This is a genomic window from Pantoea sp. JV6 (assembly GCF_025910055.1).
GTDB lineage: Bacteria > Pseudomonadota > Gammaproteobacteria > Enterobacterales > Enterobacteriaceae > Pantoea > Pantoea agglomerans.
The window spans coordinates 357,044-372,325 of the sequence record NZ_JAPCIM010000002.1 but is presented as its reverse complement, the minus strand read 5'-3'; the positions used below and the strand labels follow the sequence as shown (position 1 = coordinate 372,325).

Below are 15,282 nucleotides of genomic sequence, written 5' to 3'. Positions count from 1 at the left end.
ACCCGCAGATACTTTATAATGTGAAAAAATGGTAATCATCAGGGAGCCAATATGATTCCGGTTGAACGTCATCAACAGATTCTTGCGCTGGTGGCCGATCGTGGCGTGGTGAGCATTGCAGAACTCACTGAACGGCTGGGTGTGTCACACATGACAATACGCCGTGATGTGCAGAAACTGGAGGAACAAGGGGCCGTGCTGTCGGTATCCGGCGGCGTGCGCTCAGCCGACCGGCTGGCGGCTGAGCCGTCACATCTGACGAAAAGCGCCCTCTACAACGAGGAGAAGCGCGCCATTGGCCGCACCGCCGCCCGACAGATCCCCCGTAACAGCTGCATCTATCTGGATGCCGGAACCACGACGTTAGCCCTGGCAAGAGAAGTGGTGGATCGCGATGATTTACTGGTGGTGACCAATGATTTTATGGTGGCGAATCTGCTGATGGAGGCCAGTCAGTGCCGGGTTATTCACACGGGCGGCACCGTATGCCGGGAGAACCGCTCCTGTGTCGGGGAGTCGGCGGCACGCAGCCTGCGTCATCTGGCCATTGATATTGCCTTTATTTCCGCCTCCTGCTGGGGGCCGCGTGGCTTGTTTACGCCGGATGAAGATAAAGTGATGGTGAAGCAGGCGGTGAGTGAGGTGAGCAGTAAGCGGGTATTGCTGAGTGACAGTTCGAAGTACAACAGGATTGCGACGTTTCTGGCTTTACCGCTGGAGAGCTTTGATCGGGTAGTGACAGACACGCATCTGAGTGAGTCGGCGCGGGAGTTGTTAAGTGCGGGGAGCTGTGAACTGGTACTGGCTGGTTAAGCTGTCGCCGCCTTCCCTGAGACCGGGAAGGCGGCAACGTGAGCGTGATTAAACTTCTTCGCTGAACTGCGGCACCGGATTACGGAAGCTGCGGGTTACGAACGCCAGGTAGATAATCCCGATGGCGGCCCAGATCAGGCCCAGCTCCATAGAACTCTCTTCCAGATTCACCCACAGCGCTCCCACCGTCAGCGCGCCAAGCAGCGGCAGCAGCAGATACTGAACGTGATCTTTCAGCGTGCGGTTACGCTTCTCACGGACCCAGAACTGCGCAATCACCGACAGGTTAACGAAGGTAAACGCCACCAGCGCACCAAAGTTAATCAGCGCGGTTGCGGTCACCAGGTCGAAGTTAATCGCCATCAGCGCAATCGCACCCACCAGCAGCACGTTGAGCGACGGAGTACGCCATTTCGGATGGATGTAACCGAAGAAACGCTCCGGGAACACACCATCACGGCCCATCACATACATCAGACGCGAGACGCCAGCGTGCGCCGCCATACCGGATGCCAGCACCGTGACCACCGAGAAGATCAGGATGCCGACCTGCAACGCTTTACCGGCCACGAACAGCATGATTTCAGGCTGCGATGAGTCCGGATGCTGGAAGCGTGTGATGTCCGGGAAGTAGAGCTGCAGGAAGTAAGATGCCGCGATAAAGATCACACCACCAATCAGCGCGGTCAGGAAAATAGCGCGCGGAATGGTGCGTTCTGCATCTTTGGTCTCTTCGGACAGCGAACTGATGCCATCAAAGCCGAGGAACGAGAAACAGAGTATCGTCGCACCGGTAATCATCGGCACCACATGCGCATTCTCAGACCAGAATGGACGGCTGCTCACCAGCGTGCCGGAACCCACGCCGCTTGCCACACCGTAGATTACCATCGCGGTAATCCCGACCATGACAACCACCTGCAGCACCACAATCACACTGTTGAAGTTGGCGACGGTTTTGATGCCCTTGAGGTTAGAGAGCGTCATAAACCCGACCAGCAACACCACAAAAATCCACGACGGGATGCCCGGCACCAGCGATTCGAAATAGTTTTTAGCCAGCAGGATGTTGATCATCGGCATGAACAGGTAGTCCAGCAGTGATGACCAGCCGACCATAAAGCCGACGTGCGGACTGATCGCCTTCTGAGCGTAGGTATAAGCGGAGCCCGCAGAGGGGAAGCGGCGTACCAGCTTACCGTAACTCACGGCAGTGAACAGAATCGCAATCAGCGCGAAAGCATAAGCGGTGGCGACGTGACCTTCGGTCAGCCCGGAAACGATGCCAAAGGTATCGAACAGGGTCATAGGCTGCATGTAGGCTAAGCCCATCATGACGACCGGAAGTAACGTGAGTGTTTTTTTGAGTTGCGCACGCTGCGGTGCGGCGGAGGTATTAAGCGACATGCTTCAGTCCCCCATGTGCGACAACCTGGCTGGGCTGGGTCACAGGGCAACTGCGCATTAAGCGACAGGGAGTAAGGTTAGCGGTTAACGCGGCGCCGTAGTCATCACGAAAACGCGTACCAGCGTTGGCTGGCAGAGTGTAAAACATCCCCATCTTTGTCATCCTCAATCTCACGCTTATGCGTGTTTTCAGTGTTTATCTATCCGGGTGCGTGCCCGGCCTCGGTTAAGTCAGCAAAAAACGCTCTAATAAAACTGGATGCAAAAAAATAACCGGCGCGGTTAGCGTCGGTTATCATCTGATTTTGCAGGCCGCGTATTCTGCCCTAACCCGTGGCAGGAATACAAGCCATCGGGGCATCTTATGCAAAAAAAAGCGCGTCAGATGACAGGTAAAAAAACCTGTCAGGCATTTTTCAGCATCCAGTCAATCTCGGTAGACGTAATCAGCCGTTCAAACTGCATCAGTTCATGATGCTTACAGCTGTGCCAGACACTGGCAAAGCGTTCGCCCAGTAACTTCTGCAGCGGATAGCTGTTGTCAAACTCATACAGCGCATCGCTCTGGCGGATCGGCAGTGCCAGACCCTCGGCATGGTGACCGTTGCCGGTGACCGGATGGGGCAACGGCAACTGGGTATCCAGCCCATGCAGCATCCCGGCAAGAATAGCCGACACCACCAGGTAGGGATTAGCATCCGCGCCCGCAACCCGGTACTCAATACGATGATTGTCGATATCCCCGCACGGCACCCGCAGCGCAACGGTCCGGTTGTTATGGCCCCACGATGCCTGCAACGGCACATAGGCGTCCGGAACAAAACGGCGATAGGCATTCACATTGGGTGCCAGCAGCGCCATTGAGGCGGGCATCAGATCGATCATCCCAGCCAGCGCCCGTTTCATCAGCGGCGAATCACTGCCGTCATCGCAGGCGAAGGCGTTGTGATCGGCGGCATCCAGCATGCTGATATGCACATGCATGCCGCTGCCCGCATACTCCTCATAGGGCTTCGCCATAAACGTGGCGGTCATACCGTGGTTTTCTGCCACCTGACGAATCAGTCGCTTCAGCTGCACCGCATGGTCACAGGCCCGCAGCACGTCGCGGGTATGATGCAGGTTAATTTCAAACTGTCCGGGCGAGGCTTCCGCCAGCGCACCATCGGCCGGGATGCCCTGCTGACGGGCCAGATCGTCGATGTCACGCAGCACATCGGCGAAATGATCAAGGTTATCTACCGAGTAGACCTGGCTCTGCATATTGCGTTCATCACTGCCGGGCGAGCACGGCGGCTGGATAAAGCCTTCGGCATCGCGCTTTTTGTCCACCAGATAGAACTCCAGCTCTACCGCTACCACCGGAAACAGACCTCGGTTACGCAGCTGTTGCCACAGCCGGTTAAGGACATTTCGGGGTTCAACGTCAAAGGGAGTGCCATCTTGGTTGCACATTGTTAACAGCAGTTGCGCAATGTGCTGAGGGTCAGACGCGGAGGGAACTAAAGTACCGGTGACGGGCAGACAGAGATTATCGGGTTCGCCCAGTGACTGGCCGAGTCCCGCTTCTTCTACTGTGTTGCCGAGGATATCCATGGCAAACACCGAGGCGGGGAAATAACACCCTTTTTCCAGCTTAGGCAGCGCAGAGACCGGAATACGCTTGCCGCGGAACACACCATTTAAATCATTTAACAGGATGTCGACATACTGCGTGTCAGGATGGCGCTCCAGCCAGGTTTTCACCTCAAGCTGGAACGCGCTGGTTCGTTTCTCTTCACTGTGAAGCGTGAAGTCTTCCACTTCTACCAGGTTAGTCATGATCTCACCCGCCCCTATTAGGTTTGCGTAATGCTCAAAATAACAGCCACACCACTAACATAGCGCCAACATAAAAAGTGTGCAAATGTAACAAATCTGTTTGAAGAACAAACAGCAGATTGCTAGATTGAAAAAATATTGCACACTTAACCGCCAGACGTGCCCTTTCGGTAGATATTTCGAACAGCGATGCGAGGACGTGAGATGGGCATTATTTTTGACAAGCCGTTGATTGGCGTAGTGATGTGCCAGAAGGATCTGGGCGGCCATCCGAGCCAGACGGTTCACAATAAGTATACCGATGCGGTTGTCCTTGCGGGTGGCGTACCGCTGGCCCTGCCCCACAGTCTGATGAATGCGCCTCATCTATTAGAAAACGCTATGGCTGTTCTGGATGGCCTGCTGCTGACCGGCAGCCCCAGCAATATCGAACCCTGGCATTATGGCGAGGCGGGCGAAGAGCTGCATGCCGATCCGGGCCGTGACCATCTCGCCTTTCAGCTGATCACCTGGGCCACCAGCCACAAGATGCCGATGTTCGGGATCTGCCGTGGGCTGCAGGAGCTGGTGGTGGCGAATGGTGGCGCGCTGTGGCGAGAGCTCAGCGGGCAGCCGTCGTTTCAGCGTCACCATGAAGATGAGACGCTGCCGCTGGAGCAGCAGTATGCTCAGGCGCATCCAATCACTATTGAACCCGACGGCCTGCTGGCGACGCTGCTGGACAGCAACAGTCCGCTGGCGGTCAATTCACTGCATCATCAGGGGGTACGCGAACCGGGCCCGCAGTTGCGCGTTGAAGCGCGCGCGCCGGATGGCCTGATTGAGGCGGTGAGTCTGCGCCATCATCCCTTCGCCCTGGCGGTGCAGTGGCATCCCGAGTGGCAGCCGAAACACACAACGGGATCGCAGGCGCTCTTCAGCGGCTTTATTCAGGCCGCCATTCGTTATCACAAGGAAAAAGAAAATGAGTGATGCCACGCTGGCGCCGGGACGACGGCTGGCGCAGATCCGGCAGACACTGGGGCTGTCACAACGCCGTGTCGCCGAACTGGCCGGACTGACCCACAGCGCCATCAGCACCATTGAGCAGGATAAGGTCAGCCCGGCGGTCAGCACCCTGCAGAAGCTGCTGAAAGTTTATGGGCTCTCACTGTCAGAGTTCTTCTCGGAACCCAAACCGGATGCGGAACCTAAGGTCATTGTCCGCGCCAGCGACCTGCTGGAGATTGGCAGTCAGGGGGTTTCGCTGAAGCTTATCGACAATGGCCGTGCACAGCGCACGCTGGGCATGCTGCTGGAAACTTATCAACCGGGTGCCAGCACTGGCGAGAAGCTGCGTCATCCGGGCGAAGAGACCGGCACGCTGCTGGAAGGAGAGATTACGCTGGTCATCAACGGAGAGCACTATCATCTCTCCGCCGGAGAGAGCTACGTCATTGATACGGGCTTACCACACAGTTTCACCAACCGTGCTGAAATCCCCTGCCGCATTGTCAGTGCCCATACGCCAGCCAACTTTTAGGCGCATTCCGGAGGTTGTTATGAATTACGTGGAGAGTTATTACGCAGCGACCGCCAATCCGCATGCGCCCTGGCCGACATTACAGGAGAGCATTCAGTGTGACGTCTGCATTATTGGTGGCGGTTTCACCGGTCTTTCGGCGGCGCTGCATCTGACCGAGGTAGGCTATGACGTGGTCGTGCTGGAATCGGCGCGGGTCGGCTTTGGTGCCAGCGGGCGTAACGGCGGTCAGGTGGTGAACTCCTACAGCCGCGACGTGGATGTGATTGAACAGCGCTACGGTAAAGAGAGCGCCCGTATGCTGGGCAGCATGATGTTTGAAGGCGCTGAAATCATCCGCGATCGCATTAAGCGGTACGCGATCGACTGCGATTACCGGCCTGGCGGCGTTTTTGCGGCCCTGAATGCACGTCAGATGGCGCATCTGCGAAAACAGAAAGCGTTATGGCAGCAGTATGGGAATCATGATCTGGAACTACTGGATGAGCGAGCCATCCGCCGTGAAGTCGCCACCGAACGCTACGTTGGCGGGCTGCTGGATCGGCGCGGCGGCCATCTGCATCCGCTGAACCTGGCGCTGGGGGAAGCGGAGGCGATCCGTCGACATGGCGGACGCATCTATGAACAGTCCGCGGCGACCAGTGTGGTTTATGGCACACCAAACCGGGTAAAAACCGCCCAGGGCGAGGTCAGCGCGACCTTTGTGATCTTCGCCGGGAATGCCTATCTGGCCCCGCAGCTGGAACCGCGACTGAGCAGGAAAAGCATGCCGTGCGGATCGCAGATTGTGGCAACCGAACCGCTGTCAACCGACCAGGCGTTGTCGCTGATGCCGAACAACTACTGTGTGGAAGATTGTAACTATCTGCTGGATTACTTCCGTCTGACCGCGGATAACCGGCTGCTCTATGGCGGCGGCGTGGTTTATGGCGCACGGGAACCGGCCGATATTGAAGCGTTGATCCGGCCCAAGCTGCGCCGCACTTTCCCGCAGTTGCAGAACGTGAAGCTGGACTTCAGCTGGAGCGGCAATTTCCTCCTGACGCTGTCGCGCATGCCGCAGTTTGGCCGACTGGAGAAGAATGTCTATTTTATGCAAGGTGACAGCGGTCATGGCGTAACCAGTACGCATCTTTCCGGCAAGCTGATCAGCGAAGTGTTACGCGGCGACGCCGAGCGTTTTGATGCCTTCGCCCGCCTGCCTCACCTGCCGTTTCCCGGTGGGCGACGATTTAAGGTGCCGCTGACGGCGATGGGCGCAGTGTGGTATGCGTTGAGGGATCGGTTAGGGGTGTGAGGCTGAGGGCCAGACCTGGCTGTCTGGCCTGATGAAAACAGGTCTTTCAGCGGGGCACATTCTGCCCTGTTGTTTAAACTGTTATAGTATGTTGTAACTATGGAAAGAACGGAACGTTAACATATCAGAGCGGGAGCAATCAGCCCCCGCAACAGCGCCAGCCGTGTATCACTCCAGTGGCATTTTAATCGGGTCGTCATAGCGGTACTCAAAACCGAGCTCGCTACAGATGCGGGAACCATCAATCAGCTTGCCGCTATTCTTTTCCGCCTCGGGTGCGAACTGCGGCGGCTGCAGCCCAAGCTGGTGCGTGACCGCAGGATAGAAGGTGTCACGCGAGGGATGTTTCGAGGCACACAGATTATAGACCCGGCCCCCTTTGGGCGACTGCAGTAGCAGCGTGATCGCCTCAACCACATCATCCAGATGCACCAGATTCACGCCCTGCGAGCCATTGGCCACATCCTGCTTGCCGGCGAGGAAGCGCCCCGGATGGCGCTTTGGTCCGACCAGACCGGCCAGCCGCACGATATCTACGCTGGTGCCCGGCAGATCGTGCAGCCAGTTCTCCAGTTTAACCAGCGTCTTTCCGGCCACCGTTTCTGCGTCCAGCGGGCTGTTTTCCCGCTTAGCGCCGGCGCTGCTGCCATAGACTGAGGTGGAACTGGTAAAGATAATGCGCGGTACCTTATAAACCAGCGCGGTATCGACCACATTCTGCACCGCCTGCAGATAGGCTTCGCCCCCTTCCGCAGTGCGGCTGGCGGGCAGTGTAACGATCAGCGCATCGACGTTGAATAGCGGCTCAATATCGGCAGCATCACAGAGCAGTTCCGGCGTCAGTTCCAGCTGGAACGCATCAATGCCGCAGCGGCGTGCCGCGTCTACACCGTCTGGCGTGGTTTTGCTGCCGGTGACCTGCCAGCCTCGCGCCGTTAACGCCGTGGCCAGCGGCATACCCAACCAGCCCAGTCCCACAATCGCGACCTTCTTCATTTTGACTCCTGACGTGAAACATCAACCCTGACTTCACCGTAGTTTGCCCCCGGATTGCAAACCAGAACAACCTGTTTCAGCGCTTTCCGAACCGCCCGTTTAAAAAAGTGTTGCCAAGCGCAGCCATCTTCGCTAGGTTAAACCCCACAAATGAATACTCATTCATCGACGAGATTATTATGACACGCGTTCAGTTCAACCATCATCATCACCATCATCCTGACTAGTCTTTCAGGCGATTGGTGCTGGAAGACTTTCAAGATCTTCCAGTGGTGTGAACGCAAGAGAACCCCCGGAAGATCGTCTTCCGGGGGTTTTTTTATGGGCTGACGTAACCACACATTCAGGACCGAATTAAGAGGACAGGAACCATGTTAGATAACACCCGTTTACGCATAGCTATGCAGAAATCTGGCCGTTTAAGTGATGATTCACGCGAACTGCTGGCGCGCTGCGGCGTTAAAATCAACCTTCAGCAACAGCGCCTGATTGCGTTTGCGGAGAACATGCCGATCGACATCCTGCGTGTGCGCGATGACGATATTCCTGGCCTGGTGATGGATGGTGTGGTCGATTTAGGCATCATCGGCGAGAACGTACTGGAAGAAGAGCTGCTGTCGCGCCGTGCCCAGGGTGAAGATCCGCGCTACTTTACGCTGCGCCGCCTGGACTTCGGCGGTTGCCGTCTGTCACTGGCGATGGCGACAGATGCCGAGTACACCGGCCCGGAATGCCTGGATAAATCCCGTATCGCCACCTCCTATCCGCACCTGTTAAAACAATACCTCGACAAAAAAGGCGTCAGCTTTAAGACCTGTTTACTGAACGGTTCCGTAGAAGTGGCGACCCGTGCCGGTCTGGCTGATGCCATCTGCGACCTGGTCTCTACCGGTGCTACGCTGGAAGCCAATGGCCTGCGCGAAGTTGAAGTAATCTATCGTTCAAAAGCGGTGCTGATCCAGCGTGACGGCGAGATGCCTGCCGCGAAGCAGGAGCTGATCGACAAAATGATGACCCGTATTCAGGGCGTGATTAAAGCGCGTGAATCGAAGTACATCATGCTGCACGCGCCGAGTGAGCGTCTGGAAGAAGTGATCAGCCTGCTGCCTGGCGCAGAGCGCCCGACCGTGCTGCCGCTGGCAGGCGATGTCAGCCGCGTGGCGATGCACATGGTCAGCAGCGAAACCCTGTTCTGGGAAACCATGGAAAAACTGAAAGCGCTGGGTGCCAGTTCGATTCTGGTGCTGCCTATTGAGAAGATGATGGAGTAAGCCATGGCCTTTTCTACCCCGATTGAGTGGCAGCAGTGCACCCCCGAACAGCAGCAGGCGCTGCTGTTACGTCCTGCTATCGCCGCCTCTGAAAACGTGACGCTGACGGTGCGCGATGTGCTGGAGCAGGTAAAGCTGAACGGTAATGACGCCCTGCGCCAGTTCAGCGCCCGCTTCGACAAAGCGCAGGTGGATAACCTGCGTGTTACCGCGCAGCAAATCGCAGAAGCCAACTTACGTCTGAGTGACGAGCTGAAGCAGGCGATGGCCGTCGCGGTGGGCAATATCGAAACCTTCCACAACGCGCAGATCCTGCCGCCGGTGGATGTGGAAACCCAGCCAGGCGTACGCTGCCAGCAGATTACCCGCCCGGTGAAATCGGTCGGACTCTATATTCCTGGTGGTTCCGCCCCGCTCTTCTCCACCGTGCTGATGCTGGCGACCCCGGCCCGTATCGCTGGCTGTGGCCGCGTCGTGCTCTGTTCGCCGCCGCCGATTGCCGATGAGATCCTGTATGCCGCCCAGCTGTGCGGCGTAGAAGAGGTGTTCCAGGTGGGCGGCGCGCAGGCCATCGCCGCGATGGCCTTCGGCACCGAAACCGTGCCACGCGTGGATAAGATTTTTGGCCCGGGCAACGCCTGGGTGACAGAAGCGAAACGTCAGGTAAGTCAGCGACTCGATGGCGCGGCGATTGATATGCCAGCGGGTCCTTCTGAAGTGCTGGTGATTGCGGATGAAGGCGCCACGCCCGCGTTTGTCGCGTCTGATTTGCTTTCACAGGCAGAGCATGGTCCCGACTCGCAGGTGATTCTGCTGACGCCTTCATTAAAGCTGGCCGAGGCGGTCGCGGTCGCGGTTGAGCAGCAGCTGGCGCAGTTGCCGCGGGCTGCCACAGCGCGTCAGGCGCTGGAAAGCAGCCGCCTGATCGTGGCGCGTGACCTTGAGCAGTGTGTCGCGATCTCTAATCTCTACGGCCCGGAGCACCTGATTCTGCAAACGCGCCAGCCGCGCGATCTGGTGGAGTCGATCACCAGCGCCGGTTCGGTATTTTTAGGCGACTGGTCGCCGGAGTCCGCGGGCGATTACGCCTCTGGCACCAATCACGTGTTACCGACCTACGGTTACACCTCGACCTGTTCCAGCCTGGGCCTGGCCGATTTCCAGAAACGCATGACGGTGCAGGAGCTGACGCCGCAGGGCTTCCTGAACCTGGCCGCCACCATTGAAACCCTGGCCGCCGCCGAGCAGCTGGATGCCCATAAGAATGCCGTCACCCTGCGCGTTGCCGCACTGAAGGAGCAAGCATGAGTCAGGATATTGAGCAGCTGGCGCGCGCCAATGTGCGCGCCCTGACGCCCTATATGTCAGCGCGTCGTCTGGGTGGCAACGGAGATGTCTGGCTCAATGCCAACGAGTTTCCGCTGCCGGTGCCGTTTGAGCTGTCGCAGCAGACGCTGAACCGCTATCCGGAATGTCAGCCCAAAGTGGTGATTGAGCGCTACGCTGCTTATGCGGGCTTAACGCCGGAGCAGGTGCTGGTGAGCCGTGGCGCGGATGAAGCCATCGAACTGATCATGCGTGCCTTCTGTGAACCGGGTCAGGATGCGATTCTGTTCTGTCCACCGACCTATGGCATGTACAGCGTCAGCGCCGAAACCATCGGCATTGAATACCGCACCGTCCCGGCCCTGAGCGACTGGCAGCTGAACCTGCCTGCTATTGCAGAGCAGCTGGATGGCGTCAAAGTGGTTTACCTCTGCAGCCCGAACAACCCGACCGGCAACCTGATCAATCAGGACGACATCCGTCAGCTGCTGGCGATGACTGCCGGTAAAGCGCTGGTAGTCGCAGATGAAGCCTACATTGAGTTCTGCCCGCAGGCGACCCTGACCGGCTGGCTGAAGGATTATCCGCATCTGGTGATCCTGCGTACGCTTTCTAAAGCCTTTGCGCTGGCTGGCCTGCGTTGCGGCTTTGCGCTGGCGAATAAGCCGGTCATCGACCTGCTGATGAAGGTGATTGCGCCCTACCCGCTGGCGACACCGGTGGCCGATGTCGCCGGACAGGCGCTGAATGACCAGGGAATTGCGCTGATGCGTGAGCATGTGGCACAGCTGAATGAGAATCGTAGCTGGCTGCAGGCTGAACTGGCTCAGCTGGCCTGCGTTGAGCAGGTTTTCTCCAGTGAAACCAACTATGTGCTGGCGCGCTTTACCGATTCACCAAAAGTCTTCAAAACCTTATGGGATCAGGGCATTATCCTGCGTGATCAGAACAAAAATCCGGGCCTGTCGGGATGCCTGCGCATCTCCATCGGCACGCGTGAAGAGTGCGAACGAGTGATCGCCGCGCTGCAAGCCTTTTCTGTGGAGCAAGCATGAGCCAGAAGACCCTTTTTATTGACCGCGACGGTACGTTAATCTCTGAGCCGCCTGAAGATTATCAGGTGGACCGCATGGATAAGCTGGCGTTTGAGCCAGACGTTATTCCGGCGCTGCTGGCGCTGCAGGCCGCCGGTTATCGCCTGGTCATGATCACCAACCAGGATGGTCTTGGCACCCCGGGTTTCCCGCAGGCCGATTTCGATGGCCCTCATAATCTGATGATGCAGATCCTGACCTCGCAGGGCATTGCGTTTGACGATGTGCTGATCTGCCCGCACATGCCGGACGATCACTGCGACTGTCGCAAGCCGAAAACCCGAATGGTGGAAGCCTGGCTGGCCGAAGGCGCGCTGGATACCGCCAACAGCTACGTGATTGGCGATCGCCTGACCGACGTCCAGCTGGCGGAGAACATGGGCATCCAGCCTATCCGCTACGGCGCTGACGGCCAGAACTGGCAGACCATCCAGCAGCGTCTAACCCAGCGTGACCGCCATGCGCTGGTGCAGCGCAACACCAAAGAGACACAGGTGCGGGTAGAACTGTGGCTGGATCGCGAAGGCGGCAGCAAGATTAATACCGGCGTGGGTTTCTTCGACCACATGCTGGACCAGATCGCCGTACACGGCGGGTTCCGCATGAACATCGAAGTAAAAGGCGATCTCTATATTGACGATCACCACACGGTGGAAGATACCGGTCTGGCACTGGGCGAAGCGCTGCTGAAGGCGCTGGGCGACAAACGTGGCATTGGCCGTTTCGGTTTTGTGCTGCCGATGGATGAATGTCTGGCGCGCTGCGCGCTGGATATCTCCGGCCGTCCGCACATCGAGTTCAAAGCGGAGTTCAACTATCAGCGCGTGGGCGACCTCAGCACCGAGATGGTCGAGCACTTCTTCAGCTCGCTCTCCTACGCCATGATGAGCACTCTGCATCTTAAAACCAAAGGCAAGAATGACCATCACCGCGTCGAGAGCCTGTTTAAAGCCTTTGGCCGTACGCTGCGTCAGGCGATCCGCGTTGAGGGCAATACGCTGCCAAGCTCGAAGGGAGTGCTGTGATGAACGTGGTGATCATGGATACCGGTTGCGCCAACCTGTCGTCGGTGAAATGGGCGATTGAACGTCTGGGCTACACCCCGGAAGTGAGCCGCGATCCCGATGTGGTGCTGCGTGCCGATAAACTGTTTCTGCCCGGCGTAGGCACCGCGCAGGCGGCAATGAATCAGCTGGAAGAGCGTGACCTGATCGATCTGGTCAAAGCCTGTACCCAGCCGGTGCTGGGGATCTGCCTGGGTATGCAGCTGCTGGGTCGAGGCAGCGATGAAAACGGCGGCGTGCCGACGCTGGGGATTATCGATGAGCCGGTGTCGTTAATGGACACGCACGGCCTGCCGCTGCCACACATGGGCTGGAACCAGATTACCGCGCAGGCGGGCAATCATCTGTTCCGTGGCATCGACGAAGGCTGCTATTTCTACTTCGTCCACAGCTATGCCATGCCGGTCAACGCCAGCACCATCGCACAGTGTCACTACGGTGAAGCTTTCACCGCCGCGGTGCAGAAAGATAACTTCTTTGGCGTCCAGTTCCACCCGGAACGCTCGGGCAAAGCGGGCGCGCAGCTGCTGAAAAACTTCCTGGAGATGTAATGATTATCCCCGCGTTAGATTTAATTGACGGCAAAGTGGTTCGTCTGCATCAGGGCGATTATGGACAGCAGCGCGATTACGGCAGCGATCCGCTGCCGCGTCTGCAGGATTACGTTCGCCAGGGCGCGACCGTGCTGCATCTGGTGGATTTAACCGGCGCGAAAGATCCGGCGAAACGCCAGATCGCGCTGCTGAAAACCCTGCTGGATGGCGTTGATGTGACGGTGCAGGTCGGTGGCGGCATTCGCAGCCGTGACGATGTGCATGCACTGCTTGAAGCCGGAGCGAGTCGTGTGGTGGTCGGTTCCACCGCGGTGAAACAGCCTGAAGAGGTAAAACGGTGGTTTGCGGAATTTGGCGCAGAGGCGATTGTGCTCGCGTTAGATGTGCGCATTGATGCCAGTAACCGCAAAGAAGTGGCAATCAGTGGCTGGCAGGAAGCGGCGGGTGTCACGCTGGAAGAGGTGATTACCGACTTTCAGCAGGTGGGCCTGAAGCACGTGCTGTGCACCGACATTTCTCGCGACGGCACCCTGAGCGGCTCCAATGTTGCGCTCTATCAGGAAGTGACGGCGCGCTTTCCGACGATTGCTTTTCAGTCCTCGGGTGGCATTGGCGACCTCAATGATATCGCCGCCCTGCGCGGCAGCGGCGTTCAGGGCGTAATTGTCGGACGTGCGCTGCTGGAAGATAAATTCACTGTTTCGGAGGCGATCGCATGCTGGCAAAACGGATAATTCCCTGCCTGGACGTACGTGACGGCCAGGTGGTCAAAGGCGTACAGTTTCGCAATCACGAGATCATCGGCGACATCGTACCGCTGGCGCAGCGCTATGCCGCCGAAGGTGCCGACGAGCTGGTGTTCTATGATATCACCGCCTCATCCGATGGCCGGGTCGTCGACAAAAGCTGGGTATCGCGGGTTGCGGAAGTGATCGATATCCCGTTCTGCGTCGCGGGCGGCATTAAAACCCCGGAAGACGCAGCGCGCATTCTGGAGTTTGGCGCAGATAAGATTTCGATTAACTCGCCGGCGCTGGCCGACCCCACGCTGATCACCCGCCTCGCGGACCGTTTTGGCGTGCAGTGTATTGTGGTCGGGATCGATACCTGGTTTGATGAAGCCAGCGGTAAATATCAGGTGAATCAGTATACCGGCGACGAAGCGCGCACCCGCGTGACACAGTGGGAAACGCTGGAGTGGGTGCAGGAAGTGCAGAAGCTGGGCGCAGGCGAGATCGTGCTGAACATGATGAATCAGGATGGCGTGCGTAACGGCTATGACCTGGTGCAGCTGAAGAAAATGCGTGAAGTCTGCAAGGTCCCCCTGATCGCCTCTGGCGGCGCAGGCACCATGCAGCACTTCCTGCATGCGTTTACCGAAGCTAACGTGGATGGTGCTTTAGCCGCCTCGGTATTCCATAAGCAGATTATTAATATTGGTGAGCTGAAGAGCTTTCTGATCGACAACGGAGTGGAGATTCGCGCGTGCTAACTGAACAACAACAGGCCCTTCTCGACTGGGATAAAACACAGGGCATGATGCCGGTCATTGTCCAGCACTTCGTCTCAGGCGAAGTACTGATGCATGGCTACATGAACCCGGCCGCGCTGGAAAAAACGCTGGCAGAAAACAAGGTCACCTTTTTCTCCCGCACCAAAAATCGCTTGTGGACCAAAGGCGAAACCTCCGGCAATTTTTTGCAGGTCGTGAGCATCACGCCTGACTGCGACAATGACACCCTGTTAGTGCTGGCGGATCCTATTGGCCCGACCTGCCATCTGGGCACCACCAGTTGCTTCTCACCGGCGGTCCCTGAGTGGACGTTTCTCTATCAGCTTGAGCAGTTGCTGGCTTCGCGCAAAACCGCCGATCCTGAAAGCTCCTACACCGCACGACTCTACGCCAGCGGCACCAAACGCATCGCGCAGAAAGTGGGTGAAGAAGGCGTTGAAACCGCACTGGCCGCCACGGTCAACGATCGGGATGAACTCACCAACGAAGCTTCTGACCTGGTCTATCACCTGATGGTGCTGTTGCAGGATCAGGATCTCGACTTCCGCGCCGTGATCAACAACCTGCGTGACCGCCATAAGTAACTGTGCAATATGCTGCTCAG

Annotated in this window: 16 protein-coding genes and 1 other annotated feature; of the genes, 13 read left to right on the top strand and 3 right to left on the bottom strand. The window is 57.6% G+C overall.

The annotated features are described in order from the left end of the window. Positions 1-51: 51 nt before the first annotated feature. The gene (gene ygbI / locus OK412_RS02305; RefSeq protein ID WP_033758363.1) at positions 52-813 is read left to right on the top strand and encodes a DNA-binding transcriptional repressor YgbI; all 762 of its coding nucleotides are present in this window, start codon (positions 52-54) and stop codon (positions 811-813) included. 48 nt (positions 814-861) lie between these two features. Here ygbI and OK412_RS02300 read toward each other — a convergent pair whose 3' ends face one another. Together OK412_RS02300 and OK412_RS02295 are read right to left on the bottom strand one after the other, a co-directional pair. Next, complete coding sequence (locus OK412_RS02300; protein WP_010248042.1) at positions 862-2,220, bottom strand: APC family permease; 1,359 nt, start codon at positions 2,218-2,220, stop codon at positions 862-864. A 405-nt stretch (positions 2,221-2,625) separates the two neighbouring features. Next, positions 2,626-4,041 (bottom strand): glutamine synthetase family protein, encoded by a 1,416-nt coding sequence (locus tag OK412_RS02295; protein WP_010670953.1) that lies wholly within the window; start codon positions 4,039-4,041, stop codon positions 2,626-2,628. 204 nt (positions 4,042-4,245) lie between these two features. Here OK412_RS02295 and puuD point away from each other — a divergent pair, with 204 nt between their 5' ends. The 3 genes from puuD to OK412_RS02280 are packed head-to-tail and all read left to right on the top strand — an operon-like array spanning position 4,246 to position 6,860. Then, positions 4,246-5,013: a gamma-glutamyl-gamma-aminobutyrate hydrolase gene (gene puuD, locus OK412_RS02290; RefSeq protein ID WP_132500064.1), complete on the top strand. Its 768-nt coding sequence runs from the start codon at positions 4,246-4,248 to the stop codon at positions 5,011-5,013. Further along, on the top strand, positions 5,006-5,563 hold the full coding sequence (gene puuR / locus OK412_RS02285; RefSeq protein ID WP_010670955.1) for an HTH-type transcriptional regulator PuuR: 558 nt from the start codon (positions 5,006-5,008) through the stop codon (positions 5,561-5,563). Before puuD ends, puuR begins: the two co-directional genes overlap by 8 nt. Before the next feature lie 19 nt (positions 5,564-5,582). Next, positions 5,583-6,860: an NAD(P)/FAD-dependent oxidoreductase gene (locus OK412_RS02280; RefSeq protein WP_264352633.1), complete on the top strand. Its 1,278-nt coding sequence runs from the start codon at positions 5,583-5,585 to the stop codon at positions 6,858-6,860. Positions 6,861-7,028: 168 nt separating this feature from the next. Here OK412_RS02280 and OK412_RS02275 read toward each other — a convergent pair whose 3' ends face one another. Further along, positions 7,029-7,856, bottom strand: coding sequence for an SDR family oxidoreductase (locus tag OK412_RS02275; protein WP_264352632.1), 828 nt, complete (start codon positions 7,854-7,856; stop codon positions 7,029-7,031). A gap of 179 nt (positions 7,857-8,035) precedes the next feature. On the opposite strand from OK412_RS02275, the gene hisL reads away from it, so the two are divergent. The 9 genes from hisL (at position 8,036) to hisIE (ending at position 15,262) form a co-directional block, all read left to right on the top strand. Then, a complete protein-coding gene (gene hisL, locus OK412_RS02270) occupies positions 8,036-8,083 on the top strand; it encodes a his operon leader peptide (protein WP_100396937.1) in 48 nt (15 codons plus the stop codon). Then, positions 8,059-8,179 (top strand) — a sequence feature (His leader region). Its footprint overlaps the gene before it by 25 nt. A 48-nt stretch (positions 8,180-8,227) precedes the next feature. Beyond that, entirely contained in the window at positions 8,228-9,127 is a 900-nt protein-coding gene (gene hisG, locus OK412_RS02265; RefSeq protein WP_004571317.1) for an ATP phosphoribosyltransferase, read from the top strand. 3 nt (positions 9,128-9,130) lie between these two features. Then, positions 9,131-10,435: a histidinol dehydrogenase gene (gene hisD, locus OK412_RS02260; RefSeq protein WP_264352631.1), complete on the top strand. Its 1,305-nt coding sequence runs from the start codon at positions 9,131-9,133 to the stop codon at positions 10,433-10,435. After that, complete coding sequence (gene hisC / locus OK412_RS02255) at positions 10,432-11,508, top strand: histidinol-phosphate transaminase (protein WP_264352630.1); 1,077 nt, start codon at positions 10,432-10,434, stop codon at positions 11,506-11,508. The genes hisD and hisC overlap by 4 nt, the downstream gene beginning before the upstream one ends. Continuing rightward, positions 11,505-12,572, top strand: a complete 1,068-nt coding sequence (gene hisB, locus OK412_RS02250) for a bifunctional histidinol-phosphatase/imidazoleglycerol-phosphate dehydratase HisB (RefSeq protein ID WP_010670960.1) — start codon at positions 11,505-11,507, stop codon at positions 12,570-12,572. Before hisC ends, hisB begins: the two co-directional genes overlap by 4 nt. Next, the gene (gene hisH / locus OK412_RS02245) at positions 12,572-13,162 is read left to right on the top strand and encodes an imidazole glycerol phosphate synthase subunit HisH (RefSeq protein WP_008926061.1); all 591 of its coding nucleotides are present in this window, start codon (positions 12,572-12,574) and stop codon (positions 13,160-13,162) included. The genes hisB and hisH overlap by 1 nt, the downstream gene beginning before the upstream one ends. Then, positions 13,162-13,899 carry a 1-(5-phosphoribosyl)-5-[(5-phosphoribosylamino)methylideneamino]imidazole-4-carboxamide isomerase gene (hisA, locus tag OK412_RS02240; RefSeq protein WP_031591331.1) on the top strand — a complete coding sequence of 246 codons (738 nt, stop codon included), beginning with the start codon at positions 13,162-13,164 and terminating at the stop codon, positions 13,897-13,899. Before hisH ends, hisA begins: the two co-directional genes overlap by 1 nt. After that, positions 13,881-14,657, top strand: a complete 777-nt coding sequence (gene hisF / locus OK412_RS02235; RefSeq protein WP_124890113.1) for an imidazole glycerol phosphate synthase subunit HisF — start codon at positions 13,881-13,883, stop codon at positions 14,655-14,657. The genes hisA and hisF overlap by 19 nt, the downstream gene beginning before the upstream one ends. Then, positions 14,651-15,262, top strand: coding sequence for a bifunctional phosphoribosyl-AMP cyclohydrolase/phosphoribosyl-ATP diphosphatase HisIE (gene hisIE / locus OK412_RS02230; RefSeq protein WP_033767786.1), 612 nt, complete (start codon positions 14,651-14,653; stop codon positions 15,260-15,262). The genes hisF and hisIE overlap by 7 nt, the downstream gene beginning before the upstream one ends. Positions 15,263-15,282: the final 20 nt, after the last annotated feature.

Excerpts from the sequence above, each read along its gene's own strand:
- hisB (WP_010670960.1), top strand. The coding sequence starts at position 11,505 with ATGAGCCAGAAGACCCTTTTTATTGACCGCGACGGTACGTTAATCTCT.
- hisH (WP_008926061.1), top strand. The coding sequence starts at position 12,572 with ATGAACGTGGTGATCATGGATACCGGTTGCGCCAACCTGTCGTCGGTG.
- hisG (WP_004571317.1), top strand. The coding sequence starts at position 8,228 with ATGTTAGATAACACCCGTTTACGCATAGCTATGCAGAAATCTGGCCGT.
- ygbI (WP_033758363.1), top strand. The coding sequence starts at position 52 with ATGATTCCGGTTGAACGTCATCAACAGATTCTTGCGCTGGTGGCCGAT.
- hisF (WP_124890113.1), top strand. The coding sequence starts at position 13,881 with ATGCTGGCAAAACGGATAATTCCCTGCCTGGACGTACGTGACGGCCAG.
- OK412_RS02280 (WP_264352633.1), top strand. The coding sequence starts at position 5,583 with ATGAATTACGTGGAGAGTTATTACGCAGCGACCGCCAATCCGCATGCG.
- hisC (WP_264352630.1), top strand. The coding sequence starts at position 10,432 with ATGAGTCAGGATATTGAGCAGCTGGCGCGCGCCAATGTGCGCGCCCTG.
- OK412_RS02275 (WP_264352632.1), bottom strand. The coding sequence starts at position 7,856 with ATGAAGAAGGTCGCGATTGTGGGACTGGGCTGGTTGGGTATGCCGCTG.
- hisA (WP_031591331.1), top strand. The coding sequence starts at position 13,162 with ATGATTATCCCCGCGTTAGATTTAATTGACGGCAAAGTGGTTCGTCTG.
- OK412_RS02295 (WP_010670953.1), bottom strand. The coding sequence starts at position 4,041 with ATGACTAACCTGGTAGAAGTGGAAGACTTCACGCTTCACAGTGAAGAG.
- hisD (WP_264352631.1), top strand. The coding sequence starts at position 9,131 with ATGGCCTTTTCTACCCCGATTGAGTGGCAGCAGTGCACCCCCGAACAG.
- puuD (WP_132500064.1), top strand. The coding sequence starts at position 4,246 with ATGGGCATTATTTTTGACAAGCCGTTGATTGGCGTAGTGATGTGCCAG.
- puuR (WP_010670955.1), top strand. The coding sequence starts at position 5,006 with ATGAGTGATGCCACGCTGGCGCCGGGACGACGGCTGGCGCAGATCCGG.
- OK412_RS02300 (WP_010248042.1), bottom strand. The coding sequence starts at position 2,220 with ATGTCGCTTAATACCTCCGCCGCACCGCAGCGTGCGCAACTCAAAAAA.